This window comes from Acinetobacter sp. WU_MDCI_Abxc222 (genome assembly GCF_025514755.1).
Classification (GTDB): Bacteria; Pseudomonadota; Gammaproteobacteria; order Pseudomonadales; family Moraxellaceae; genus Acinetobacter; species Acinetobacter geminorum.
On sequence record NZ_JAHPVG010000001.1, the window covers coordinates 535785 to 560685 of the forward strand.

The 24901-nt window shown below is 39.2% G+C and carries 24 protein-coding genes and 1 pseudogene; 4 read left to right on the top strand and 21 right to left on the bottom strand.

Going from position 1 to position 24901, the window contains the following annotated elements; all coding sequences use genetic code 11:
- Positions 1-801: 801 nt before the first annotated feature.
- Positions 802-1548 carry an FRG domain-containing protein gene (locus KTJ10_RS02560; RefSeq protein WP_050680443.1) on the bottom strand — a complete coding sequence of 249 codons (747 nt, stop codon included), beginning with the start codon at positions 1546-1548 and terminating at the stop codon, positions 802-804.
- 414 nt (positions 1549-1962) lie between these two features.
- A pseudogene (locus KTJ10_RS02565) lies at positions 1963-2043 on the bottom strand (phenylacetic acid degradation protein); the annotation flags it as partial.
- 397 nt (positions 2044-2440) lie between these two features.
- Here KTJ10_RS02565 and KTJ10_RS02570 point away from each other — a divergent pair.
- Positions 2441-3142, top strand: coding sequence for an SDR family oxidoreductase (locus KTJ10_RS02570; RefSeq protein WP_002114397.1), 702 nt, complete (start codon positions 2441-2443; stop codon positions 3140-3142).
- Positions 3143-3234: 92 nt separating this feature from the next.
- On the opposite strand, the gene KTJ10_RS02575 is transcribed toward KTJ10_RS02570, so the two are convergent.
- The 14 genes from KTJ10_RS02575 to paaA all read right to left on the bottom strand — a co-directional run bounded on the left by KTJ10_RS02575 (position 3235) and on the right by paaA (position 15542).
- Positions 3235-4113: a LysR substrate-binding domain-containing protein gene (locus tag KTJ10_RS02575; protein ID WP_032063506.1), complete on the bottom strand. Its 879-nt coding sequence runs from the start codon at positions 4111-4113 to the stop codon at positions 3235-3237.
- A gap of 60 nt (positions 4114-4173) precedes the next feature.
- Positions 4174-4557: a PaaI family thioesterase gene (locus KTJ10_RS02580; protein ID WP_262441275.1), complete on the bottom strand. Its 384-nt coding sequence runs from the start codon at positions 4555-4557 to the stop codon at positions 4174-4176.
- A 77-nt stretch (positions 4558-4634) separates the two neighbouring features.
- Positions 4635-5240, bottom strand: coding sequence for a DapH/DapD/GlmU-related protein (locus tag KTJ10_RS02585; RefSeq protein ID WP_086376746.1), 606 nt, complete (start codon positions 5238-5240; stop codon positions 4635-4637).
- Positions 5227-6192: a phenylacetic acid degradation operon negative regulatory protein PaaX gene (paaX, locus tag KTJ10_RS02590; protein WP_081318642.1), complete on the bottom strand. Its 966-nt coding sequence runs from the start codon at positions 6190-6192 to the stop codon at positions 5227-5229. Before paaX ends, KTJ10_RS02585 begins: the two co-directional genes overlap by 14 nt.
- 53 nt (positions 6193-6245) lie before the next feature.
- On the bottom strand, positions 6246-7535 hold the full coding sequence (gene paaK / locus KTJ10_RS02595) for a phenylacetate--CoA ligase PaaK (protein ID WP_039765522.1): 1290 nt from the start codon (positions 7533-7535) through the stop codon (positions 6246-6248).
- Between the two features lie 40 nt (positions 7536-7575).
- A complete protein-coding gene (pcaF, locus tag KTJ10_RS02600; protein ID WP_000390396.1) occupies positions 7576-8784 on the bottom strand; it encodes a 3-oxoadipyl-CoA thiolase in 1209 nt (402 codons plus the stop codon).
- A 12-nt stretch (positions 8785-8796) separates the two neighbouring features.
- Positions 8797-10335: a 3-hydroxyacyl-CoA dehydrogenase gene (locus KTJ10_RS02605; protein WP_262441277.1), complete on the bottom strand. Its 1539-nt coding sequence runs from the start codon at positions 10333-10335 to the stop codon at positions 8797-8799.
- 2 nt (positions 10336-10337) lie between these two features.
- Positions 10338-11129, bottom strand: a complete 792-nt coding sequence (paaG, locus tag KTJ10_RS02610; protein ID WP_000386292.1) for a 2-(1,2-epoxy-1,2-dihydrophenyl)acetyl-CoA isomerase PaaG — start codon at positions 11127-11129, stop codon at positions 10338-10340.
- Positions 11129-11902, bottom strand: a complete 774-nt coding sequence (locus KTJ10_RS02615) for an enoyl-CoA hydratase-related protein (RefSeq protein ID WP_262441278.1) — start codon at positions 11900-11902, stop codon at positions 11129-11131. Before KTJ10_RS02615 ends, paaG begins: the two co-directional genes overlap by 1 nt.
- An 8-nt stretch (positions 11903-11910) precedes the next feature.
- Complete coding sequence (gene paaE, locus KTJ10_RS02620) at positions 11911-12972, bottom strand: 1,2-phenylacetyl-CoA epoxidase subunit PaaE (protein ID WP_262441279.1); 1062 nt, start codon at positions 12970-12972, stop codon at positions 11911-11913.
- A gap of 23 nt (positions 12973-12995) precedes the next feature.
- Positions 12996-13496 carry a 1,2-phenylacetyl-CoA epoxidase subunit PaaD gene (gene paaD, locus KTJ10_RS02625; protein WP_262441280.1) on the bottom strand — a complete coding sequence of 167 codons (501 nt, stop codon included), beginning with the start codon at positions 13494-13496 and terminating at the stop codon, positions 12996-12998.
- 16 nt (positions 13497-13512) lie between these two features.
- On the bottom strand, positions 13513-14268 hold the full coding sequence (paaC, locus tag KTJ10_RS02630; protein ID WP_262441281.1) for a 1,2-phenylacetyl-CoA epoxidase subunit PaaC: 756 nt from the start codon (positions 14266-14268) through the stop codon (positions 13513-13515).
- Between the two features lie 12 nt (positions 14269-14280).
- Positions 14281-14571 (bottom strand): 1,2-phenylacetyl-CoA epoxidase subunit PaaB, encoded by a 291-nt coding sequence (paaB, locus tag KTJ10_RS02635; protein WP_000389648.1) that lies wholly within the window; start codon positions 14569-14571, stop codon positions 14281-14283.
- 32 nt (positions 14572-14603) lie between these two features.
- Positions 14604-15542, bottom strand: a complete 939-nt coding sequence (paaA, locus tag KTJ10_RS02640; RefSeq protein WP_316249911.1) for a 1,2-phenylacetyl-CoA epoxidase subunit PaaA — start codon at positions 15540-15542, stop codon at positions 14604-14606.
- Positions 15543-15807: 265 nt separating this feature from the next.
- Here paaA and paaZ point away from each other — a divergent pair, with 265 nt between their 5' ends.
- Positions 15808-17910: a phenylacetic acid degradation bifunctional protein PaaZ gene (gene paaZ / locus KTJ10_RS02645; protein ID WP_262441283.1), complete on the top strand. Its 2103-nt coding sequence runs from the start codon at positions 15808-15810 to the stop codon at positions 17908-17910.
- 44 nt (positions 17911-17954) lie between these two features.
- On the opposite strand, the gene KTJ10_RS02650 is transcribed toward paaZ, so the two are convergent.
- Positions 17955-19334 (bottom strand): L-serine ammonia-lyase, encoded by a 1380-nt coding sequence (locus KTJ10_RS02650; RefSeq protein ID WP_262441284.1) that lies wholly within the window; start codon positions 19332-19334, stop codon positions 17955-17957.
- Between the two features lie 415 nt (positions 19335-19749).
- Between KTJ10_RS02650 and KTJ10_RS02655 the strand changes: the two genes are divergently transcribed.
- The gene (locus tag KTJ10_RS02655; RefSeq protein WP_262441285.1) at positions 19750-20373 is read left to right on the top strand and encodes a hypothetical protein; all 624 of its coding nucleotides are present in this window, start codon (positions 19750-19752) and stop codon (positions 20371-20373) included.
- Positions 20374-20444: 71 nt separating this feature from the next.
- Here the strand turns inward: KTJ10_RS02655 and KTJ10_RS02660 are convergent, their stop codons facing one another.
- The 3 genes from KTJ10_RS02660 to KTJ10_RS02670 all read right to left on the bottom strand — a co-directional run bounded on the left by KTJ10_RS02660 (position 20445) and on the right by KTJ10_RS02670 (position 22008).
- Entirely contained in the window at positions 20445-20879 is a 435-nt protein-coding gene (locus KTJ10_RS02660) for an I78 family peptidase inhibitor (protein WP_262441286.1), read from the bottom strand.
- 164 nt (positions 20880-21043) lie between these two features.
- Positions 21044-21508, bottom strand: a complete 465-nt coding sequence (gene soxR / locus KTJ10_RS02665) for a redox-sensitive transcriptional activator SoxR (protein ID WP_199976466.1) — start codon at positions 21506-21508, stop codon at positions 21044-21046.
- A 206-nt stretch (positions 21509-21714) separates the two neighbouring features.
- A complete protein-coding gene (locus tag KTJ10_RS02670) occupies positions 21715-22008 on the bottom strand; it encodes a hypothetical protein (RefSeq protein ID WP_213688474.1) in 294 nt (97 codons plus the stop codon).
- Positions 22009-22462: 454 nt separating this feature from the next.
- Here KTJ10_RS02670 and KTJ10_RS02675 point away from each other — a divergent pair, with 454 nt between their 5' ends.
- On the top strand, positions 22463-23122 hold the full coding sequence (locus tag KTJ10_RS02675; RefSeq protein ID WP_068972723.1) for an epoxyqueuosine reductase QueH: 660 nt from the start codon (positions 22463-22465) through the stop codon (positions 23120-23122).
- 274 nt (positions 23123-23396) lie between these two features.
- Here the strand turns inward: KTJ10_RS02675 and KTJ10_RS02680 are convergent, their stop codons facing one another.
- On the bottom strand, positions 23397-24872 hold the full coding sequence (locus KTJ10_RS02680) for a PLP-dependent aminotransferase family protein (RefSeq protein WP_262441288.1): 1476 nt from the start codon (positions 24870-24872) through the stop codon (positions 23397-23399).
- Positions 24873-24901 lie beyond the last annotated feature (29 nt).

Sequence of the window (24901 nt, forward strand, 5' to 3'; positions counted from 1 at the left end):
AAAAGACTTTAAGCCTGAAAGCCTTAGGGCGTTCAAGCTGCTTTAATTTTTAAGCTGTGTCGTTATAGCTTTTGGCACTCGGTGCCAAGAAATAATGGATGTGCAAAGCCAACTCCTTTTTATTGGGAGTTCTGCCAGACATTGAAATTATGGTGGCAGAACGAGAAAGGGTTCGCGGACTGGTGAAAGATATAACCAGCACACCCGAAGGTGTCCCTCTCCCGTCCTACCGCTACGGGAGGAGACTGGGAGTTCACGCATAAGACTATCCCTCAGACGGAATAACTCTGATGCGATCTTTCATCACGGTCCGCGACGACCGTCTGGCAATGTGGCCAGCAGGCAAAGAATAGTGCCCAACCCTATTGCAGTCAAGCACACAAAATGCCATTTGTTTTAAATTAAATCATTAGAAAAGTAAGGCTAAATAATGGGTGGGTTATTGTTAAGTGGGGGTTGTAGCGGGGGATTTTCTAGGCTTAATGCGGTGCTAATTTTGCAATGTAAGTGGGGAATTAGAGATTAATTGTCATTTTATTCGTTTCGTATTTCGATTCTTTTGCATTTTTTATTAAGTGGGATTTTTACTAACTTTTCTTTAAACCAATTTAAAAGAAAGTTGAATTGACTTTTAAAGGAGCATCATAGCAATGGTTTAGCTGATAACTTAGATCTAACAATTATTTAGGGAAAATATAATTATATTAACCTTATGCTTTGTCAGCATAAGGTTATCACTACTGTACCATTCTGATATTTTTAATATATTAAAACATTGATTGAACTAAATACTACATAACATCAAAAGCAATTAATTCGCTCTTGTAAATCTTTACTAATTCCCTCTAATCCCGGGTAGATAAAACTATGTGTCACCCCAAAAAGAGCAAGTTCACGCTTTATTTCCATTCTAACTGAAAATGGGATGTGGTACTTTGTTATACGCCCCCATCTTAGCGGAATGTGTGGATCTTGCTGAATTGAAAAGAGTCCAGCTTGTGAAGTAATTCGAGGGCTGACATGATTTGAAAAGAACAAACCATCACTAGCAAATGGATCACAAGTGTTAATGTCTAGAGGTGGATGCTTTACGCGCATAACATAAAATGCAGCATCCCCAAGAAAATCGGGTGTATCGATCTGCTCTTTCAATAACCAAGTATCATTTACAAATTCAAATACTGCAAAATATAGAGCAACAAGTGGATTTGTTGTCCAGTCTAAAAGACGAGTTGGTAATCCATAATGCTGCGCGAGAGCTAGCCAATCCCAATCATTTACTGGCGGTGATTCAAGATATGGACCAGCAGCATTCTTGAAGCGTTTAAAAGCTTCACGTTCATTGATAATACTGACTGGATATCTGAGATCAAAATATATTTTTCCGTTTTCGTACTGCTGAGGTTTACTTGTTATTCGACCAATTTTAGGAATTAATGAATAATCGCTACGCCGCTCACCACGGAAGTAATGCCCATCATCGAGAGATACATTCCTTAAAATATTATGAATATCCTCAAAAGAACTAATTTTTTCTTCATCTATCATTAAAATCACATCTCCCCAAAGTAACTTCTCTTATCATTAAATTTTATGATAAATTAATCTCATCCTATTTTTCTAATAAAAGATATATCATTTTTAAAATATATTCTATTAATTATTTTATTAAGCTTAGAGAGTTAGAAAAACTTTGTGCATAATTATTCCATATCAGTAAATTATAAATACTAGGCTAAAAATATGGCTAGTTTTATTTAAACTAAAACTAGCCATATTAATTTAAAAAAATTAATTCTATTTTCTTCCCGCATCTAATGTAGCTTATTCTATCCAATTAGGGAGATCCATTACCTATTCCCAAACAATTTAGGCAATATTTTGATTAGCTTTACTCTCTTTCAGGGCTTTTATTAATTTAGTTAAGTTCTACTCTGGATCTAACGACCTCACAACCACACATCACGGCGCAAGCCTGAAACACGTAGATGTAAACAAAGCGACTCTATTATTCAAACCGTCTATTATCACAACTTCATAATGCTAAATTCTTACAAAAGCTTGGGTAAATGCTTACTGGGAAAAAATGGATTATCAGCACACAGATGCAGATTTGTGTGAACACCTATATAAGCGAGTTCAAGCTTTGCATAAGAAATTAAAGATATTGGCTGAAACTAATGTTCAAAAGAATTTGGCTGTGCTTAGCCACAGAATTAGAAATTTAATAAAAATTTAAAATGTTTTACAGGTTATCGGTTTCACTTATTTTTAGGATACTTTTTTCTAAAAACGATAATTTGAATATTGATTAAGACAATAGATTTTCTACTGGGTTTAACGAAAATATATCGTTTGCTCAACACCCTCTTAAATTTTAACATCATCTCAAAATTTGTTAAATATTTCATATTTTTAATTAAATTAAGAGGTGAAAATTATGTCTGAGAAAGTTGCTATTATTACAGCTGCTGGGAGTGGTATGGGCGCAGCTATTGCAAAAAAATTAGCAGCAGATGGATTTAATGTTGCGATTCTTTCTTCATCAGGAAAAGGTGAAGCTCTCGCAAACCAACTGAATGGTCTAGGTATTACTGGATCAAATCAATCAATAGACGATGTTCAACGCCTTATTGATGAAACTCTTTCTCGTTGGGGACGAATAGATGTTTTGGTTAACAGTGCAGGACATGGTCCCCGCAAGGAAATTTTAGAATTAACAGACCAAGATTGGCATGATGGTATAGACACTTACTTTCTTAATGCTGTACGACCTATACGTTTAGTTATTCCTGTAATGCAAAAACAAAAGCAAGGTGTAATTATCAATATTTCTAGTGCATGGACATTTGAACCTAGCTCACTATTTCCAACTTCTGCAGTTGCTCGTTCTGGATTGGCAGCATTTACCAAAATTTGTGCAGATACATATGCGATTGATAATATCCGTATTAATAATGTCTTACCTGGATGGATTGATACTCAGCCAGAAACAGATGAACGCATTAACAATGTTCCAATGAAGCGTTATGGTTCAAAAGAAGAGATAGCAGATACAGTTGCTTTCCTTGCATCTTATAGTGCTGCTTATATTACAGGGCAGAATATTCGAGTAGATGGTGGCTTAACTCGCTCGGTATAATGAATCTTAATAAAAATTTGCAGGGATAAATTGCTAAACCATTATCCCTTCAAGATTGGAGTTAAACTCATCACAGCAATAAAACTCTCTTTTTATGGTTGCTCTGTACCTAAATATTCAATACACCATTTCCAAATTTGATTTACTTTGTCATTCGGATGTAGAACTTTTTTTCTGACAAGAAAATAACTTGGCTCAACAATTTTAGTTTCGGAAATAACTTGTACTAGTTTTCCTGACTTAATATCTGCTTCAACAAACGCACGACATGCTAAAGCTATTCCTTGCCCTGACACAGCAGCGTCCAACGCCAGAGTGGTTTGATTAAATATAGGCCCTGACAACTTGGTGAATGTATTTAGAAATTTTGGCCATTGATCGTGTGCGTCGTGCAGAAGTGGCATTGATAATAACTGTTCACGTTTTAATGGCAACGTTAAATCTTTGACAAAATAAGGACTTGCGACAGCTACGAGTTCCTGATGAAACAATAATTGTGTTTCTAAATTCTCTGGAAATGATTTTGTGGTTAGCCTGATAGCAATATCAACCTGATCCCGATCAAAGTCAGATACTGCTTCAGTAGCTAATGTATGTAAGTTAATGTCAGGTAATAAAGTATGTAAATCGCCTAACCGAGGAATTAAGAGTTTGGCAGCAACAGTTGGTGTGACACTTATAGTAACGCTATCAGGCTGATCTAAAAGTAATTCTGTCGAATCAGTAAGAATATCGAAAGCACGAGTGATATTGACCAGATACTTTGCTCCTTCAGGAGTCAAAGAGAGTCCTCGTGGAAGCCGTTGAAATAAAGTAACGTTTAAATGATCTTCTAATGCACGAACTTGTTGGGCAATAGCACCTTGTGTAACACCTAATTCATCAGCAGCAGCGCGAAAACTTAACTTCCTGCCCGCTGTTTCAAAAGCACGCAAAGCATTTAAAGACGGAAGTTTTCGACGAGATAACATGAAAAATAAAGAAGTAGTTTTTCTACACTCTAGTTTGTTTGCTAACTGTATGCAAGCCATTCACGGCGCGAGTCTGTAACACGTAGATGTAAACAAAGCGACTCTATTATTTAAACCGTCTGTTATCAACACTTCATAATGGGCAAATTTTTTACTACTTCCGACCTTGGTTGCCGTTGCAAATAACACCTTATCTTTAGCACCACTCATATAGCGAATATCCGCCTGTAGGCCAGTGTATGGCGCATCCCCTGCATTACAAGCCATCGCAAAAGCAATATCGGCTAAAGAAAATATCACGCCACCATGCACACCGCCCAAGGCATTCATGTGCTCGTCTTTCACATTAAGCTGACAACGCGCTTCATCAAAACTGCGATGCAGCACTTGAACACCCAATAGCTCTGCGAATTGATCAACCGCAGTGGCTTCCATTTTTTGCACAAACGTCTCCCTACTCGTGCGAGTATTCCTTAAGTGTTATAAACCTATCTGTATTGAAATCGACTGATTAAAAGCCGTTAAACGCTATCTTGTTTAATCTGATAGTTTGAAGAACTAAAGTCCTTATAGGTCAGGCGGTCATCCAACTCTGAGCTTAAAGGCTGAACTTCTTGCATTGAGTTTAAGCAGCGCTGTGCAAGCTCCATGTATTCTTGCGTGCCTCTGGTTTTCCACTTTTTTTCTTGTTCTGATAAATCACGTGCAACCTTGGCAGGACTACCCATTGCCAATACATTTGCCGGAATAATATCTTTGGTTTTGACCAAGCTATTTGCACCAATAATGGTGTTTTCACCAATTTCAGCATAGTCCAAAATTACGCTGTTCATGCCGACCAAAACATTTTTACCAATGCGGCAGCCATGTAAAGTTGTGCCATGCCCAATGTGGCCCATTTCCTCAACTAAAGTCACGCTTTGCGGAAAACCATGTACGGTGCAGCTATCTTGTATATTGGCATTTTGCTTAATGTGAATACGACCAAAATCGGCACGCAATGACGCAAATGGTCCTACATATACGCCCGCTTCAATAATCACATCACCAATTAAAACAGCGGTTGGGTGTACAAAAGCATCTGGGCTAACGACGGGAATAACACCGTCAATACTATAACAAGGCATGACTTAACCTCTCATTTGTTGCCACCAAACCTCCGAAACGGCGCCAATAATGTGCTGTAGCATTTGGCATAGGTCCTTCTGCTGTTGCGGCAACAGACAAGAAGTATTCATCGGCAGGTTCAAATACTTTTTTATAAATATTCATTGATAACGTTCGTGCACTAATCGCGGGCCAGTCAGTTGGCAACAATTCAAGCGGTAATGCAGGGTCTTTCAATAAAATCCGTCGATAATAATGAATCAGCAAAGTTCTAATTTGAAAGGCCTGAACGGGTTCGAGTTGTTCGTTTTCCTGCATGAGTAACACGCCAATTTCTCTAAAAATATCGAGAAACTGTAGGTATCTTTGGCGCAATTCATCGATGGGCCAGTTGGTTCTGAGCATACGACCAATGGTATCGACCGAATTATTAAAGAGTTGCAAGGTTTCGGCTTTAAACACCACCACTTGCTCACTCATATTTAAGTCAACCAACAAGCGTTGCAGTTCAATACGATTACAACCCGGATAAGCCATTAAGTTTGTAGAAATATTGGCAAATCCTAACCATTCGAGTTCTTTCTTTAGCAACGCTTTATTTTCAGTGTCGAGACTAGACATCAGAATAAGATCCCAATAATGGTCCCACTCTTTCATCTGGTCGTTATAAATGCGTTGCTCGGCCTGCAAATAAGTCGAACGGCTTGAATCGGTAATTCGATAAAAACTGGTTCTGCCGATTTTGTCTGAGCATAACCAATCATTTTTAACTAAACGAAAAACAGAGGTTCTTACAGCGCGGTCATTAAAACCAAATAGCTCTAATAACTGAATCAGGCTTGCAAGACTAATGTTTCCACCCCGATGAAGTACTGAATCTCCAAAAATTGTCGAAATAAGCGAAGTTCCACTTAAGGTTTCATTCTTTACAACAGAATCAATTATTTGCTGTATTTTTGCACTCATACTCATGTCTTGGCGTTTAGTTTCAGGGTATAGATTCTATACCCTGAATGATCTTGATGTTAAGCAATCTGACGCATATCGATTACCCGCTTTGCCTTACCTTCCGAACGAGGTAAGGTCGCTTCTGTCACAACTTCTACAGTAACGCTAATTCCAATCATGGTTTTAATGCGTTTCATCAACTCCTGAGCAAGTTGATTGGCCTGTATAGTACAGTTATGACACATCTCTGTACGAATATGCAAAGTATCCATATGGCCTTTTTTAGTCACCAAAATTTCATAATTTGGAACTAAATGCGGAACTTGCAAAATTTGCTCTTCAATTTGAGTCGGGAAAACGTTCACACCGCGAATAATCAGCATGTCGTCGCTACGGCCCACAATTTTATCCATTTTACGCATCGCCAGATTTTCACCCGGTAGTAAGCGGGTCAAATCACGAGTACGGTAACGAATAATCGGTAAGCCTTCTTTGGTAATGGTGGTAAAGACTAGCTCGCCAAGTTCACCATCTTTACAGACTTCACCTGTTTCAGGGTTAATAATTTCTGGGTAGAAATGATCTTCCCAAATGGTTAATCCCTCTCCCTCACCTAAGCACTGCATCGCAACACCCGGCCCCATCACCTCAGATAAGCCATAAATATCGAGCGCTTTAATATTGAGGCGTTCTTCAATTTCACGGCGCAGTTCGTTGGTCCACGGCTCGGCACCAAAAATACCGACTTTTAAAGACGTATTACGTGCAGTACCAAATTGTTGCTCGAGCTTTTCAATAATGCTCACGCAATACGATGGCGTAACCATAATTGCAGTCGGTTTAAAGTCTTGAATGAGCTGAACTTGCTTTTCAGTTTGCCCGCCAGACATAGGAATAACCGTTGCACCTAAGCGCTCGGCACCATAATGTGCGCCTAGTCCACCTGTAAATAGTCCATAGCCATAAGCCACCTGAACCATATCTTTCGCGGTTAAACCTGCCATGCGTAAGCAACGTGCAACAATGTCCGACCAAGTATTAATATCTTTTTGGGTATAGCCCACCACCGTCGGTTTGCCCGTTGTGCCTGATGATGCATGTAAACGCACAATTTGCTCTTGCGGTACGGCAAACATCCCAAACGGATAGTTGTCTCTTAAATCCTGTTTGGTGGTAAATGGAAACTTCGCCAGATCGTCTAAAGTCACGAAGTCATTAGGATGTACACCTGCTTCATCGAACTTTTTCTTATAGACCGGACTATTTTCATATACAAAAGTCAGGGTTTGTTTTAACCGTTTCGTTTGCAGCTCTCTAAGCTCTGCAAGTGTTAATTGCTCAACATTATCCATTGTAAGGCTGTCCATCGCCTCTCTCCTCATTATGTAATTTTAAAAACCGTCTGAATTAATTTAAGTTTTCCAAAATCAGTGCGACGCCTTGTCCAACACCTACACACATCGTGCAAAGTGCATAGCGTCCACCGCGTTTTTTTAGCTCACGTGTTGCCGTAATCACTAAACGTGTACCGCTCATGCCTAACGGATGGCCTAACGCAATTGCACCACCATTTGGATTAACGCGTTCATCGTCATCTTTTAGACCGAGTTCACGCATACAAGCCAAAGATTGGGCTGCGAATGCTTCATTCAGCTCAATCACATCCATCTGATCTAGCGTTAAACCTGTTTGCTTTAAAATTTTCTGCACAGCCGGAACAGGACCTATACCCATATATTTGGGTTCAACACCCGCACTTGCAATGCCAATCACACGTGCTAAAGGTTTTAAACCATGTGTATCTGCAAATTCACGGTTGGTAATTAACACACACGCAGCGCCATCATTTACACCAGAGGCATTTCCAGCAGTCACCGAGCCACCTTCTTTTTTAAATGGGGCTTTTAGTTTTGCGAGTGCTTCAAGTGTCGTTTCACGCGGATGTTCATCACGGTTCACCACAACTACATTTTTCTTACGGTCTACAATCTCGACAGGCAAAATCTCGTCGTTAAAGAAACCATTTTGTTGTGCCGCAGCGGTTTTTTGCTGACTACGCAATGCAAACGCATCTTGGTCTTCACGGCTAATCTGATATTTTTCAGCTACATTTTCGGCTGTTTCGGGCATGCTGTCGGTGCCGTATTGCGCTTTAAGTTGCTTATTTACAAAGCGCCAGCCAATCGTTGTGTCATAAATTTCAGGGGTGCGGCTAAATGCTTCTGTTGGTTTAGCTTGTACAAATGGCGCACGGCTCATCGACTCAACACCACCTGCCAACACAAACTGCGCTTCGCCTGCTTTAATTGAGCGTGCAGCAAGCCCTACTGCATCTAGACCTGAAGCACACAAGCGATTGACGGTCATGGCTGGCACTGTATCAGGTAAGCCTGCCAAGAGTGTTGCCATACGTGCAACGTTACGGTTGTCTTCACCTGCTTGGTTAGCACATCCTAAAAACACTTCGTCTACCGTATTCCACGGCAAGTTCGGGTGCTTATCTTTTAAATATTTGATGGGCAATGCAGCTAAATCATCTGCACGTACAGCACTTAGGGCACCTGCATATCGTCCAATTGGGGTACGAATAAAATCGCAAATTAAAACGTCTTCCATGTTGACTCCTGATTATGCAAATTCGGTCATATCACGTGAATATTGGGTAGCAATGTTTTGGGTTTTCGCTACATATTGCTTGAGGTAGATACTCGCGCGATATTTTTCCTCTCCATACAGTGCATATAAGTTATTTAAGGTTTGGAGCACATAAGCACCGCCCATTTGTGTCAACCACTGGTAAGGACCCTTAGGATAATTCACTCCATATTTCATGGCATTATCAATATCTTCCAGACTCGCAACACCATGTAAACTTGCTTCACAGGCTTCATTAATGAGTAAAGCGATGGTGCGTAAGGTTAACAGTGCCGGATGGTCTTTAATCCACATCACGCTCATACCAAACTGTGCAAAGTAAGCCTCAACTTTAGCCAGATCACTTGCTTCACAAAGCTCGTTATGACTGAGTACTAAAGCTTCCGCTTGCTCAAAATCATGGTGCCAATCCATTAAAACCACTTTACGGGTTAAGTAATGAATATTGGCAGACTCACCTTGGCTTAAGCGTAAGTCGATATCATCAATTTGAAGGATATTGTCGTCGCTCGCAGATCCACTTTTTAAACCCAAACGCGTTAAAAAAGCAGGTAGCTGAGACCAAGTCCCTTTTAGCTGAATATGAGCATCAACTGGCGTAGCAACCACAGCTTGAGGCTGAAATGTCTCGTACTGATTTTTTTCGTTATAGCGATAAAAACCCTGTTTTGACTTACGGCCCCAAGCTCCTGCATCGACCAATTCTTTTTGAATGAGACTTGGACGGTAGCGTGGTTCGTAAAAAAACTCTTGGTAAACGCTTTGGGTTACCGAAAAGTTAACATCTTGCCCAATGAGGTCGGTGAGTTCACACGGTCCCATCGCAAAACCGCCGCATTGCTTTAAGGCATAGTCGAGTTGGTCATAGCTGGTGACTTGTTCTTGCAACGCTCTAAAGCCTTCTGCATAAAACGGACGAGCAATTCGGTTAACAATAAAACCAGGAGTCGACTTGGTGAGTACCGGAATTTTTTTCCAGCCCAACATCAAGTTTTTTAAAGCCAAACATAAGCTGTTGGGGGTTTTTAAGCCTTGTACAATTTCAACCAATTTCATGACTGGCGCAGGATTAAAAAAATGTAAACCCACTACGCGCTCTGGGTGAGCAATGCCTGCCGAAATTGCAGTTACTGAAATTGAAGATGTGTTACTTGCAAAAATGGTTTGCGCACTACAAATTTCAGCAAGTTGCTTAAATAAAGACTGTTTAACTTCTTTTTTCTCAACGACCGCTTCAATAACTAAGTCAGCATCACGCAGCGCTTCAACTTGATTGACCACAGTTAAACGTGCTAAAGCTTCATCCGCTTGCTGCTGTGTGAGCTTGCTCTTTTCAACCAGCTTTTTAAACGTTTGCCCCAAGCCGTAAACAGCTTGTTGCGCTTTTTGAGCGTCCAGATCATATAAAATGGTCGAGTGCCCATTAACGATGGCTAACTGAGCAATGCCAATGCCCATGGTGCCAGAACCAATGACGGCAATTCGGGCACGAGATAAATCTAAATCTGTCATGCTTAGCGCCCTTTAAAATTTGGTTCACGTTTATTCATAAAGGCTTGTACCCCTTCACGATAATCTTCTGAACGACCTGCTATACGTTGTAAGTCACGTTCTAAAAGCATTTGCTCTTCAAAAGTGTTATTACTTGATTGATGAATGGCTTTTTTAATAAGAGATAAACCAAAAGTAGGTTGTTTCGCTAAACGTTCAGCGAGTTCAGTGACTTTTGTTTTAAGTTCAGCATCTTCAACCACATCCCAAATCATGCCCCATTCTTTTGCGGTTTCTGCTGGGAGCTTGTCACCTAGCAAAGCCAATCCCATAGCGCGAGCATGGCCTACAGCACGTGGTAAAAACCATGTACCAGCCGAGTCTGGAACCAGTCCTAAGCGGCAAAAGGCTTGTACAAAGTTTGCCGATTTAGCTGCAATCACCAAGTCACACGCCAGTGCAATATTTGCCCCTGCACCTGCTGCCACGCCATTTACGGCACAAATCACAGGCTTTGGCATATTTACAATCGTTTTAATGAGCGGGTTATAGTAAGTTTCAATGGAATATCCTAAATCTGGAGCTTCAGCGTTTGGGTCAACTACACGGTCCCCTAAGTCTTGCCCTGCACAAAAGCCACGGCCTTCACCACTAATCACCACACAGCGAACATCTGGATTTTTAGTCCACAAGTTTAAAACCTCGGCCACTTCACGGTGCATATCAACGTTAAAGCTATTCAGTGCTTTTGGGCGGTTAAATGTCAGGTAGCCAACACCATTTTTTTCTTCAGCAATAATATTTTGATAGTCCATCACTCACCTCTAAACACTGGCTTTCTTTTCTCAAAGAAAGCATTAATCCCTTCGTTTCGATCTTTTGTAGCCGCCAGCCAGACAAAGTTTTGACGTTCAAACTTGAGTCCCTGACTTAACGTTGTTTCATGAATACTTTTAATTGATTGTTTAATCACACGAATCGCTAAAGGCGCTTGTTTGGCAATTTTGGCTGCAAGTTGAACTGCATATTCGACGGTTAATTCGGTCGGCACCACTTGGCTGCAAATGCCGTGTTGCTCTGCCTGTTTTGCCGAAATCATCTCACCTGTCATGGCCCAGCGCATGGTGAGTTGTTGCCCAACCAAGCGTGCTAAACGCTGTGTTCCGCCTGCACCCGGCAACATGCCAAGGCCAATTTCAGGTAATGCAAAACGGGCATTTTCACCGCAAATCACCATATCTGAGTGCAAAACCAGCTCAAACCCAGCGCCTAAGGCATAACCATTGACTGCACTAATCAGTGGCTTACTAAACGCATCAATTTTTTGCCAAAGCTTCGGGCGAATATCGAGTTGCAAAGACACGGCGTCCATTGCAGCCAATTCGCCAAGATCTGCTCCAGCCGCAAAACACTGAGCGTTACCTGTTAAAACCACTGCTTTGACTTGAGCATTATGTTCAGCTTTTTCGAGCAACTCACATAAACACTGCAAGGTTGCATTGTTTAAAGCATTTCTTTTTTCTGGACGGTTTAGGGTTAATAACAAAACACCGTCAGTTGCTGTTCTGGCTTTGATCAACTCTTGCATGACAGCCTCTATTCATCAAAACTCAAACGAACATTTGAGCCTTTTGGTAAAGTCTGACAGCTCAGCACGTAGCCCTTTTCAACTTCGTCTTCTTCAAGACTATAGTTAAGGAACATGTCAACTTCCCCAGAAAGCACCTTACAACGACAGGTTGCACACACCCCACCTTTACATGCATACGGTAAGTCGGCACCCGCACGTAAAGCCGCATCAAGAATACTTTCATCATCTTGAGCCACAGAAACAATCAGTTCACGACCATCTAAAATGATGTTGACCTTTTCTTCTTTACGATTTGCATCCGCTTCAACACTACGTTTACGTGCTTGTCCTGTATGGAAACGTTCAGTGTGAATGCGCTCTTTGGCAATACCAAAGTTCGGTAAAGTATTTTCTACGGCATTCATCATTTCGTCTGGGCCGCAGGCAAAAACATGGTCAAAATTTGTTTCAAGCACTTCAAAATCAAAAAGTTGCTTAAGCTTTTCTGCATTAATACGACCGTTCATCAGCTCACTGTCATTAAACTCACGAGAAAAAATATTGATGAGTTGAAAGCGTTCTTTAAACTGATCTTTCAAATCCATAATTTGCTCGGCAAACATGGTTTGTTTCCATGAGCGATTGCCATAGAGTAAGGTAAATTTAGCTTCAAGTTGTTCAAACAAAACTTGCTTAACAATCGATAAAATCGGAGTAATACCACTCCCCGCAGCAACACCTAAATAGTTTTGTCCGCCAATCTTGGCTGCTTTTTGAAAAAACACACCTTGTGGTGGCATGACTTCAAGCACATCGCCCACTTTCAAATGGTCATTTGCCCAGTTTGAAAATTGACCTTGATCAATTTTTTTAACCGCAATGCTGATGTCTTCTTTACCCGCATAGCTACAAATTGAATAACAACGGCGGATTTCACCCGCTTCGGTTAAATGGCGAATGGTTAAATGTTGCCCCGGTTGAAATTGGAATTGTTCTTGTTGTTCAGGTACAACGTCAAATGCAATACAAATTGCCTGATCGGTTTGAGGCGTAATACTTTTTACTTTTAATGGTACAAATTGGCTCATGGCTGATTTCCTTATCTAAAGACTTAAATACATTTGAAGTAATCAAAAGGCTCAAGACAGTCCTGACATTTATAAAGTGCTTTACAGGCGGTAGAACTAAACTCTGTTAACAGTCGGGTGTGTCGGCTTTTACAACGTGGACACTCAACACCATCATTTAAATGAACGTGAGTACCACACTGATGCGCCAATCCTTCAGGTGGCGCAATGCCATAAACTTGCAGTTTCTTTTTCCCTGCTTCAGACATCCAGTCCGTGGTCCATGCTTCTGATAAATCGACCATGACTTTGACCGGTGTCAAAGCTTCTGCGGTAAATGCCTCAACAATTTGTGCTTTGAGCATATCTGTTGCTGGGCAACCGCTATATGTTGGAGTTAGACGAACAATAATTTCTTGTTGATCGTTAATCTCTAAACCGCGAATCATGCCTAAATCCACAACAGATAAAACCGGAATTTCAGGGTCACTTACCGTTTGTAGAACATCCCAACATTGGTCGATGCAATGACGAATCATTTGCATGGCTCACCTCCTTGTCTTACCAGGTCATGCCCGGATAAGTTCTTTGAATACATTGCATTTCAGCCAACAAATAACCCAAATGCTCGGTATGCAATCCTTGTTTCGCACCACGGCGATAAGCACCGTTCACAGCAACGTTTAATTCAAAACGCTTAAGCTCATCTGCAATGGTTTGGTTCCATTGTTCTTTTTCATTTGAAAAATCTGGAATCACGCCTTGTGCAACTAATGCTTGTTCGTCTGCACTCAGTTCAAATAACTCAGCGGTAAAGCGCCATAAATTATTTAATCCATCTTGTACACGTTGATGCGCTTCATCTGTGCTTAAACTTAAACGCTCCATCCAGCTTGTCGAAAAGCGGATGTGATACTTCACTTCTTTTAAAGATTTCACAGCAAGCGCACTTAATTCAGGAAGTGAGCTTTGCGCTAAAGCAGTAAATAAATGAAGATGGTAATGGTCCATCAACCACTGGCGTACAATCGTTTGTGCAAAATCACCATTCGGTTGTTCACACAACAATAGGTTTAAAAACTCACGCTCAGTACGGAAATACGCAAGTTGGTCTTCATCACGCTTAGCTTCATCATATTGACCAGCCAAAGTCAGAAAGTTTCTTGCTTGACCTAACAAGTCCAAGCCGATATTTGCTAAGGCAATATCAATTTCTAGCTCAGGTGCATGCCCGCACCATTCAGCTAAACGCTGAGATAAAACCAGTTGACTGTCGCCAATATGTAATAAGAATTTAGATAAAACTGAATGATTCATTTGCCATTCCCCTTACATGTGCTCAATGCCATCTGGGATATGGTAAAAAGTCGGATGACGATAAACCTTGTCTAAAGAAGGATCAAAAAATTCAGCTTTTTCATCTGGCTGTGATGACTTAATCAGTTCTGAACGAACTACCCAAATGCTAATTCCTTCATTACGGCGCGTGTAAACATCACGAGCATGTTGCAGTGCAATTTCATCATCAGGTGCTCTTAAGCTGCCTACATGACGGTGGCTTAAGCCTTGTTTACTACGTACAAATACTTCGTAGAGCGACCAGTTGTTTTTATCTTCCATTTTGATTTCCTCAAATTTTTCCATAAATCTTGTTAAGCCACTTTGTTCGCTTCAAGCTGCTGTTTTTTCGCGTAGACTACTGCTGCATCACGAACCCATTTGCCGTTTTCCCATGCTTTACGGCGTGCTTCGATACGCTCGTGATTACATGGTCCACGTCCGGCAATCACTTCATTAAATTCGTGCCAGTCAATCTCGCCAAACTCATAGTGACCTGTTTCTTCATTGAACTTTAAATCTAGGTCCGGTACTTCCAAGCCAAGTTGCAACACTTGTGGTACGGTGTTATCGACGAACTTTTGTCGTAATTCATCGTTACTAAAGCGTTTGATTTTCCACGCCATGCTTTGCGCGCTGTTTGGAGAATGCTCATCACTTGGACCAAACATCATCAGTGCTGGCCACCAATAGCGATTTACCGCATCTTGTGCCATCTGTTTTTGTTCTGGCGTACCGTTTGCCAAAGCCATCATGGCTTCAAAACCTTGGCGTTGGTGGAAACTTTCTTCTTTACAAATACGTACCATCGCACGTGCATATGGCCCATATGAAGTACGGCAAAGCGCAACTTGGTTCACAATGGCTGCCCCATCGACAAGCCAACCAATTGCAGCGACATCTGCCCAAGTCAAAGTTGGATAGTTAAAGATTGATGAGTATTTCATTTTCCCATTAATCAACTTTTCCATCATGTCATCACGGTCAGCACCTAAGGTTTCTGCTGCGCTATATAGATATAAACCATGACCCGCTTCATCTTGTACTTTCGCGAGCAAAACCGCTTTACGTTTTAAAGTTGGCGCACGAGTAATCCAGTTTCCTTCAGGCAACATACCTACAATTTCAGAATGGCCATGTTGCCCGATTTGACGAATCAATGTTTTGCGGTAGGCATCGGGCATTTGATCCTTAGCCTCGATCGTAATTTCATTGGCAATATTTTGTTCAAATTTCTGGTAATTGTTTTCCATTCTTTCATTCCCTGTAGGCATCACCCTTAAATCTATTTTTCGATACACTAAAAACAAAGTCAATCACTTTTTTAGTATCAAATTAAATCCAACAAATAAATAAGAATTAAATATTTGAATTTAATAAATATTAATTAAAAATAAAAAATCTTTTTACGTTTTCAAATCAAAATAAAGTTGACTTTTAGACAAATTAATCTGAAATTATGAATCATATTTTTGCAATTTTTATAATTGATGTATCAAATAAAAAAGGAGTTTGGTCATGCTTGAACAAGCACACCTAGAAGGAACCTCAACTGACACAGATTTTCAGCAGTCTGAGCATCAACTGCCTCATCTTGCTTCTTATGTCTATGGAACATGGCATTCGACCAGTGAAGAACTGCGCCCTATTTATCATGCTATTACAGGTGAAGCGATTTATGCCGTAAGTAGTCATGGCATAGATATGAAACGTGTTGTTCAATATGCCAAACAAAATGGTTCAGAACTGGCTAACTGGACGTTTCATCAACGCGCTAATGCTTTAAAACAAATTGCCCAATATTTACTTGAACGTAAGGAAGAGTTTTACAAACTTGCTTATGCAACAGGTGCAACTCGTAAAGATGCATGGATTGATATTGAAGGCGGTATCCAGACATTATTTGCTTATTCAAGTTTGGTTCGCCGTGAACTTAATGACGAAAAAATTATTACCGAAGATAGCTGGATTCAATTATCTAAAAATGGAACTTTCGGTGCTAAGCACATTTTAAGTCCTAAAGCAGGTGTTGCCGTTCACATCAACGCATTTAACTTCCCAATTTGGGGAATGCTTGAAAAGATTGCACCGACGTTACTTGCTGGTGTGCCATGTATTGTTAAGCCTGCAACCGACGGTGCCCAATTAACTCAAGTAGTTGTAAAAGCCATTGAAGAAGCACACGTGCTACCGAAAGGTTCGCTACAACTCATTTGCGGTCAGACTTATGACCTGTTAGAACAGTTAGGCCCACAAGACTGCGTGACTTTTACAGGTTCTGCTTACACAGGCCAAAAATTACGTAATCACCCTCACCTCAATAAATATTCGATTCCATTTAGCATGGAAGCCGACTCGGTAAACAGTGCAATTTTAAGCCCTGAGGCAAATGAAGAAACTGTCGATTTATTTGTGCGTGAAGTCTTCCGTGAAATGACCACCAAAGCAGGCCAAAAATGTACTGCAATTCGTCGTGCATTTGTTCCTGAAAATTTGTTAGCGACTGTGCAAGAAAAGCTAACAGCCAAACTTGCTAAAGTTGTGGTGGGTGACCCTCAAAAAGAAGAAACTACCATGGGTGCGTTAGCGAGCATTAAACAAAAACATGACGTTGCAGAAAAAGTTGCTGAACTCAGCAAAGATGCAAAAATTGTTTTTGGTGGCAACGATAACTTTACATTTAATGCAGATCATCCTGAAAAAGGTGCTTTTTTCGCTCCAACTTTATTGCTTTGCGAACAGCCTTTACAAGCGATGAATGTTCATACTACGGAAGCGTTCGGTCCTGTATGTACACTCATGCCATATCAAAACATTGAAGAACTAGCTGACCTTGTTTCACGTGGTGAAGGTAGCCTAGTGGCTTCAGTCGTTAAAAATAACGATGAGAATATTGAGCAGATTATTCAAAAAATTGCGCCTTGGCATGGCCGTGTGCATGTACTCGATTCAGAGTCAGCAAAAGAAAGTACAGGTCATGGTTCACCACTACCACATTTAGTACACGGCGGCCCTGGTCGTGCAGGTGGCGGTGAAGAGTTAGGTGGTATTCGCGCGGTTAAACACTACATGCAGCGTACTGCAATTCAAGGCTCTCCAAACAGTTTGACGCAAATTACTCACTCATGGACTGCTGGCTCTAAAGTTAATGAGGACCGCGTACATCCATTTAAAAAGTCTTTTGATGAGTTAGTGATTGGTGAACGCCTATTAACAGCGCGTCGTACAGTCACCGAAGCAGATATTGTCAATTTCGCGTGTTTAAGCGGTGACTATTTCTATGCACATACCGACAAAATCGCAGCGGCCGAGTCTTTCTTTGGTGAGCGTGTGGCACATGGTTACTTCATTGTATCTGCCGCAGCAGGTCTATTTGTCGATGCAGCACAAGGCCCTGTGATTGCCAATTATGGTATGGACAACTTACGCTTTGTTGAACCGGTTAAAATTGGTGACTCGATTCAGGTTGAACTCACCTGTAAACAGAAAACCCCTAAACCACAAAAAGACCCGTCTCAGCCAGCGCATGGCGTTGTGGTATGGGATATTAAAGTCAAAAATCAACGAGGTGAACTTGTCGCAACCTACGACATTTTAACTTTAGTTGCTCGCGAGGCTTAATGGTTAAGATGAGATGGGGTCACCTCGTCCCCATCTCATCTTTTTTAACACTCAATAGCGTTAACAGCGAGACCACCTTTTGAAGTTTCTTTATATTTCTCAGACATATCTTTGCCTGTTTCCTTCATAGTCTGAATCACTTTATCTAGCGTGACAAAGTGTTCATCGTCATCATGAAGTGCCATTTGGGCTGCATTAATGGCTTTTACGGCTGCAATTGCATTTCGTTCAATACAAGGCACCTGAACCAAACCACCAATCGGGTCACACGTTAAACCCAAATTATGTTCAAGCCCAATTTCAGCCGCATGTTCCACTTGCTCAGGTGATGCTCCTAAAATTTCGGCTAAACCCGCCGAAGCCATCGCACATGCCGAACCGACTTCGCCCTGACACCCTACTTCTGCACCAGAAATAGAAGCATTGAGTTTACATAAAATGCCAACGGCTGCTGCACTTAAAAAGAAACGAGCCACTTTATCTTCGGAAAAGTCTTTAGAAAAAGTCACGTAGTAATATAAAACTGCCGGAATAATTCCTGCTGCCCCATTTGTGGGTGCCGTCACTACTCGACCGCCAGCGGCATTTTCTTCATTTACCGCTAAGGCAAATAAATTGACCCATTCCATCGCATGAAAAGTCGTCACAATTAGGTTTGAGTTTTTCTTATTTAATAACTTATCATGAATTTTTTTAGCCCGACGTTTTACGTTTAAACCGCCCGGTAATATTCCTTCATTAATTAATCCGTTATGAATACATTGCTGCATCACTTTCCAGATTTCCATAATCTTGCTGCGAATCTCAGCTTCACTACGCCAGCTTTTTTCATTTTCAAGCATTAACTCGCTCACTGATAAATGATGAGTCTTACATAAGCTTAAAAGTTCAGCCGCACTGTGAAATGGATATGGAACCTTAATGTCGTTTGTTTCAGTTTGAGTTGTTGCTAATTGCCTTTGGCTAACAATAAAACCCCCACCAACCGAATAGTAAGTTTCCGCATATAAAACTTCTTGAGCATCATTGTATGCAATCAATTCCATTGCATTGGGGTGATAAGGCAAAGATTCATCTAAAAAAAGCACATCATGCTTATAATCAAAAGAAATAGTCTTTTGCTGATTAAGCTGGATTGCTTTATTTTCAAGAACATCTTCAATCAAGCTTGTACTTACTTGAGTATCAATATGTTCAGGGTCAAAGCCCATTAAACCTAACAGAACAGCCTTGTCTGTCGCATGACCGACACCGGTTGCCGACAGCGAACCGTATAACTTCACCTGAACTCTAACCGTTGCTTGTAAATCGTTTTGCTTCAATAAATCTTCCACAAAACTGTATGCCGCACGCATTGGTCCAACTGTATGGGAGCTAGATGGGCCGATGCCAATTTTAAAAAGATCAAATACACTAATAAACACGTGGTCCTACCTTCGATTCATTATTATTCGTATGTTCGTCATTATTGTGTCCTTTCGGATAGCTCTAAAATTATCATTAAGCCATCTATAAAGCACGAATAACACTTGAGTAGTAGCACAAAAAGACAACGGTTGAACAATCACTATAAAAGCCCCCCCTTTATTAAAACAGCTACACGAAGTTGTACAAATAAAATACTACAAATATTAGCCATTAGTCGCACCTCCCTATTTTTATTCATTTTTGCTGGTAAAGTGCTTTACATGGTTTGATACAACCTACTTAACTCAGATGCATAATTCACCTGTTCTTGCATCTGATGTTTTTCTGCCTCTAGTCCGCTAGGGGCTTTTTTTTATTATTGATTTAAATACTGATATATTAAATTTCTAGACATAATTAAAGACAAGAAAAATGGATCGAGTTTTCAAATTAAGTGTTTTAAGTTGTCCGGTTTTATTATTAAGTGGTTGTATTGGTTGTTATAACCCGACAGGCTGTAACCGTGATGATTCGCCTTATTTCTATACAACACAAATAACTCAAGTCAAAGGTGTAACAGTTCCTGTTGGAACAAAACTGGTTTATAAATCTCAAAAGTCCAAACAGAAAGATGAGCAAACTGCACCACTTAAAGAAGAACATATAACAGGAATAAAACTACCAAAAGATACCGCTATACTTTGGGGAGGAATGCCTACCAATCATCTCCTTCAGTTTGCTAATCCCGAAATGCAAGGATTTACAGCCTACCGAGCACAAGAAACTCCAGCTGTATATTCCAATCAATTTTTAAAACTCTGGAAAGAATGCGATAGTGATTTAGATATCTCGATCAAGAATAAAAATGATTGGAGCTTTAATCCTGCAAATATGAAAATTATTGGATGTGGAATTAACTATCAAGAAAGAGCTTCATACAACACCAACAATCCAAGCCAAGACAAAGTAGACCTTTTTCTCATCAAAATTAATCAAGCTTTACAGCAGCTGCCACAACAAAAAGAGTATCCCGTTATCCATTATTCCGAAAATTAAAGTAAAAAAAGCCTGCATTTCCGCAGGCTTTTTTCTTTAAAATTTGATTTAGCAAACTTTAATTAAGCATATTAACCACAGGTTGCTTGAGTAATTTTCTTAGAAGCAGGATCAATAGTAACTGTAACTCGGTTTGTACGATAATCCATAGTCATTGGTTGACCTGGAGCCACTTTACGCACAATTTCTGATTTAGTTTTTTGTTTAATTTGATCATCAGTAAGACCAGATTGACCGACTAATTTTTGAGCTTCTTCTGCTACACAGTTTGCTTGATTATCACGGAATAATTTCCATTCTTCGACGACTTGGCCATTTGGTAAATGACAATACCCAACCTGACCATTTGCTTCATTTCTGATTTCTAATTTCCCACCTTGTTCAACACAATATTGACTAGCTGGGTTTGGTGAACCAATTTTTGGTGGAGTTAGATCTTTATGTTGTACAGATGAACAAGCCGTTAACGAAACAAGCGCTAAACCAAGAAAGATAATTTTTTTCATAAATTTTTTGCTTCTTAATAAAAAAACTAAAGATATCAAAAAAAGTTATCTTCGATGTGACTTGTTTACAATAAAAAACTCACTTAGAAGTTCTATTAACCATATATTTAATTTATTGGAATTTAAGATTTTCCCTCCTAAAAATAATTATTGAAATATTGCAATTAAGGCCTTTCCAAAATTCGTGGTCCAGACCCCTCTTGCCCCAAAACATCTTCTGGATTTCTTAAAGGGCATTGCTCTAGTGATAAGCAACCACAACCAATACACCAGTCCATTTCATCACGGAGTCTGGTTAATTTTTGAATACGATCATCGAGATCTTTTCGCCAATGGCTTGATAACTCTTTCCACTGTTTAGCTGTTAATTTGCTTCCCATAGGATAGGCGCTAAGAGCCTCTTTAATTTCATTTAAAGGAATTCCTACTCTTTGAGCAACTTTAATAATCGCAATATATCTTAAAACGATTAAGGGAAAACGGCGTTGATTACCATTGGTTCTTATACTTTTTATAAGCCCTTTAGCTTCATAAAAATGCAAGGTGGAGACAGAAACTCCACTTCTTTTGGCGACTTCTCCTACAGTCAAAACTCGACTAGATTCGGCTTTTTTATTCTCAATCATCATCATTGCCCCCAACTTTACTCGAGGTTTATAAGAGAGCATCTTTGTTTTGTCAAACAAATAAACAGAACGCTTAAACCTTCATAAGGTATTTTTCTAAGCTTATAAGTCTTATCTAATCTTTTCTTTGAATCTTAAAAGATAAATTTAATGTGATTATTAATTCAGTTAAATCTATAAATACCTTGCTGACAGTTAAAGTTAAGGAATTAACTTTGTAGAGTACATGGACATCCACAAATCCAAAACATGTTATAAACAAAAGGCATTGGTGCTCCTAATGGATAGACCTTAGCTTGTTCGATCTTATAAGTTTTTTTACGTGACTCAATGTGAAGTATATTATCGTAGCGAGCAACTACAATTCCCTTTTTATATAATTTTTTCCGTTCATTCTTTGCATCAAATTTATATACCAAAAAGTAAACTTTTTCTCCTACGCTGATCTTTGAATGATTAACCATAATGTAACCATTACAATACTTACATTGCCAATCTTTCATATCTCAAATAATCACACACTTAAATTTAAAAACACATCAAGTTTTATAGTATAGATTTATTAAAGCTACAAATCTAAAGAAATATTTTAATTGAAAAAATAAGGTTTATCTGTGACACACATCACAATAAAAACACAAAAAATTTCAAATTATATTTAGAAACATCAATCACTTACCTAGCTATCTTTTAATATTATTATTTTAAAAAATATTAAATTTATCTATATTTTATATTACTATATAGTATTTCGGTTAATAAATTTAAAAGCGCCGATATAAATAATTTTAATATTTAATAATCTAATTATTTCATTATATTCAACTAAACCACAAATAAAGTAATAAATAAATTTTAAAATATTAAATAAATTTCATGTTTAATTGAAAATAATTCAGTTCACATTATACAAAATAAAAATATATAATTATTAGAATTGCAATTTATTTTTTTATTATGTCAACCCAACGTTTAAAATTAGAACTCCCATCTGGACATGATCAATTATTACTTCATTCTTGCTGTGCTCCTTGTTCAGGAGAAGTTATGGAAGCATTAATTGATTCTAGAATTAAATTTTCGATATTTTTTTATAATCCTAATATTCATCCGGTAAAAGAATATCTCATCCGTAAGGAAGAAAATATTCGTTTTGCAGAAAAGCATAATATTCCATTTATCGATGCAGATTATGATACGGATAATTGGTTTGCTCGAGCTAAAGGTATGGAAGATGAACCAGAACGCGGTATTCGTTGTACCATGTGTTTCGATATGCGTTTTGAACGAACTGCCCTTTATGCACATGAACACGGCTTTAGTCTCATCAGTAGTTCGTTAGGAATTTCTCGTTGGAAAAATATGGCTCAAATTAATGATTGCGGAATTCGAGCAGCATCCAATTATCCAGATATTCAATATTGGGATTATAACTGGCGAAAAAATGGTGGCTCTAGTCGAATGATTGAAATCAGTAAGCGAGAGGAATTTTACCAACAGGAATATTGCGGTTGTGTATATTCTTTACGTGACACCAACCGTTGGCGTATGAGTAATGGTCGAGACCGAATTAAACTAGGTGTTAAGTTTTATAGTAATGCCATGGAAGAAGATTAAATCCTATTCTCCTTAAAAAATTAATTCATTCTAAGCTGTATTTATTCCTAATAAAAAAAGGCCACATCTGGAGAATGTGGCCAAAAGGTGTACTGTACTGAGCTTTGATATTATTAAAATAATGAAGTTAGCTTAAAATAAGATTAATAAATCTTTTAAATTTAAATTTTTTAAAATTTCATCAAAATATTAAAATCGAATAAATATTTTGCCCTTCTCATTAAAAATAAAATCACTCTAAAATCCTGATATAATTTTGAAAAGTTTAGCTATTTTACTTTTTGATACTGATGGCTAGTCTCTTAATATTTTCCACCATTTCCTCAGGTTGATGTGCAGCATAGCCCAACAGAACTGCTGCTTTTTTCGACTCAAGTTGACAATATCTTGATAGAGGTTGAATCTCCAAATCCAATGCCGAGCAATGAGAAATAAACTCCTGCTCAGTCCATGATGCTTTTAACCAACATATAAGATGAATGCCTGAATCTGTTGGCTGAACCTCGAGTACATCTGAAAGGTATTCATTAATAGCGTTAATCAATACTTGTTGACGCTCATAGCATGCTTTTCGAACTTTACGTACATGTCGAGCATAGTGGCCTTGTTGAATGAATAGAGCTAAAGCGACCTGCTCTAAATATGAACTTCGCACGTCAGTATAATATTTAGCTGCACTAAAGGTTTCAATTAATGCTTCAGGTACAACCATGAACCCTAAACGAAACTCTGGAAACATCATCTTGGTAAAAGTGCCAGAATAAATGACTCTTTGCTGCTGATCTAAACCTTGTAGAGCTTGAATTGGGTGAGTGCCATAGCGAAACTCACTATTATAATCGTCTTCAAAAATCCATTTTTCTTGTTTGTTTGCCCAATCTAATAAAGCAAAACGGCGAGCTAAACTTAAAGTTCCTCCTAAAGGAAATTGATGTGAAGGTGCTGTATATACCAGTTTGCTTTTGAAGTAATGATTTGTAATGTCAGAGATTTGCATTCCCTCCTCATCACTCTCGATCAAATTTACCTGTGCACCAAAACTTCGAAAAATCTTAAAAGCTGCATCATATCCCGGCTCATCCAAACACACTTCATCATTTGCTTGAAGTAATGCATAGGCTGTTAAATGAATAGCTTGCTGCGTTCCGTTTACGATAATAATTTGCTCTTCGTTGCAGTTCAGCCCTCGGGTGGAGCGAACATATTCACAAATTGCCTGACGCAAAGGTAGATAGCCACGTGGGTCGTAAAATTGACCAAGCTGATAATACGACTGCCGCCAAGCTTGTGTTAATAGCTTGCCCCACAGTTGATGAGGAAATAAATCAATACAACCTACCCCTACATGAAACATCTTTTTCTTTTTACTTAACCATGACTGCTTGCGCCATGAATCCAATAAAGTTTCAAGATTTGGATTAATATTTAAGGAACGATGAGTATTTTTAGACGTTTCTTTTGAATTTTTTTGAACATGTATTAACTGATCTGGCACAACCTCAGCAACATAGGTACCCGAACTTGGTTTGGTAAATAAATATCCCTCATCCAGTAATCGTTCAAGAGCCGCCAATACAGAATTTCTTGAAATTGACATCATCTCTGCCAAAGCACGACTTGAGGGTAATTTTATTCCGGCAGTCAGTCTTCCATCTAAAATGGCATCACGCAAAGCCGTATATAGTCCATCTTTAATCTGGCCTTTTGGCAAAATTAAATGTGGAAAAGATGCAGAAATCGGAGCTGCCATATTAAAACTGGTACTGTGAAAAATATCAA

Coding starts and splice junctions, on each gene's coding strand:
- KTJ10_RS02575 (WP_032063506.1), bottom strand. CDS start 4,113: ATGTTATCTCGTCGAAAACTTCCGTCTTTAAATGCTTTGCGTGCTTTT.
- paaB (WP_000389648.1), bottom strand. CDS start 14,571: ATGGAAGATAAAAACAACTGGTCGCTCTACGAAGTATTTGTACGTAGT.
- KTJ10_RS02660 (WP_262441286.1), bottom strand. CDS start 20,879: ATGAAAAAAATTATCTTTCTTGGTTTAGCGCTTGTTTCGTTAACGGCT.
- KTJ10_RS02585 (WP_086376746.1), bottom strand. CDS start 5,240: ATGCCTTGTTATAGTATTGACGGTGTTATTCCCGTCGTTAGCCCAGAT.
- paaX (WP_081318642.1), bottom strand. CDS start 6,192: ATGAGTATGAGTGCAAAAATACAGCAAATAATTGATTCTGTTGTAAAG.
- paaD (WP_262441280.1), bottom strand. CDS start 13,496: ATGCAAATGATTCGTCATTGCATCGACCAATGTTGGGATGTTCTACAA.
- KTJ10_RS02670 (WP_213688474.1), bottom strand. CDS start 22,008: ATGAAAGATTGGCAATGTAAGTATTGTAATGGTTACATTATGGTTAAT.
- KTJ10_RS02680 (WP_262441288.1), bottom strand. CDS start 24,872: ATGGCAGCTCCGATTTCTGCATCTTTTCCACATTTAATTTTGCCAAAA.
- KTJ10_RS02675 (WP_068972723.1), top strand. CDS start 22,463: ATGTCAACCCAACGTTTAAAATTAGAACTCCCATCTGGACATGATCAA.
- KTJ10_RS02570 (WP_002114397.1), top strand. CDS start 2,441: ATGTCTGAGAAAGTTGCTATTATTACAGCTGCTGGGAGTGGTATGGGC.
- pcaF (WP_000390396.1), bottom strand. CDS start 8,784: ATGGAAGACGTTTTAATTTGCGATTTTATTCGTACCCCAATTGGACGA.
- paaC (WP_262441281.1), bottom strand. CDS start 14,268: ATGAATCATTCAGTTTTATCTAAATTCTTATTACATATTGGCGACAGT.
- KTJ10_RS02605 (WP_262441277.1), bottom strand. CDS start 10,335: ATGACAGATTTAGATTTATCTCGTGCCCGAATTGCCGTCATTGGTTCT.
- paaG (WP_000386292.1), bottom strand. CDS start 11,129: ATGGACTATCAAAATATTATTGCTGAAGAAAAAAATGGTGTTGGCTAC.
- paaA (WP_316249911.1), bottom strand. CDS start 15,542: ATGGAAAACAATTACCAGAAATTTGAACAAAATATTGCCAATGAAATT.
- soxR (WP_199976466.1), bottom strand. CDS start 21,508: ATGATGATTGAGAATAAAAAAGCCGAATCTAGTCGAGTTTTGACTGTA.
- KTJ10_RS02560 (WP_050680443.1), bottom strand. CDS start 1,548: ATGATAGATGAAGAAAAAATTAGTTCTTTTGAGGATATTCATAATATT.
- KTJ10_RS02615 (WP_262441278.1), bottom strand. CDS start 11,902: ATGCAAGAGTTGATCAAAGCCAGAACAGCAACTGACGGTGTTTTGTTA.
- paaK (WP_039765522.1), bottom strand. CDS start 7,535: ATGGACAGCCTTACAATGGATAATGTTGAGCAATTAACACTTGCAGAG.
- paaZ (WP_262441283.1), top strand. CDS start 15,808: ATGCTTGAACAAGCACACCTAGAAGGAACCTCAACTGACACAGATTTT.
- KTJ10_RS02655 (WP_262441285.1), top strand. CDS start 19,750: ATGGATCGAGTTTTCAAATTAAGTGTTTTAAGTTGTCCGGTTTTATTA.
- paaE (WP_262441279.1), bottom strand. CDS start 12,972: ATGAGCCAATTTGTACCATTAAAAGTAAAAAGTATTACGCCTCAAACC.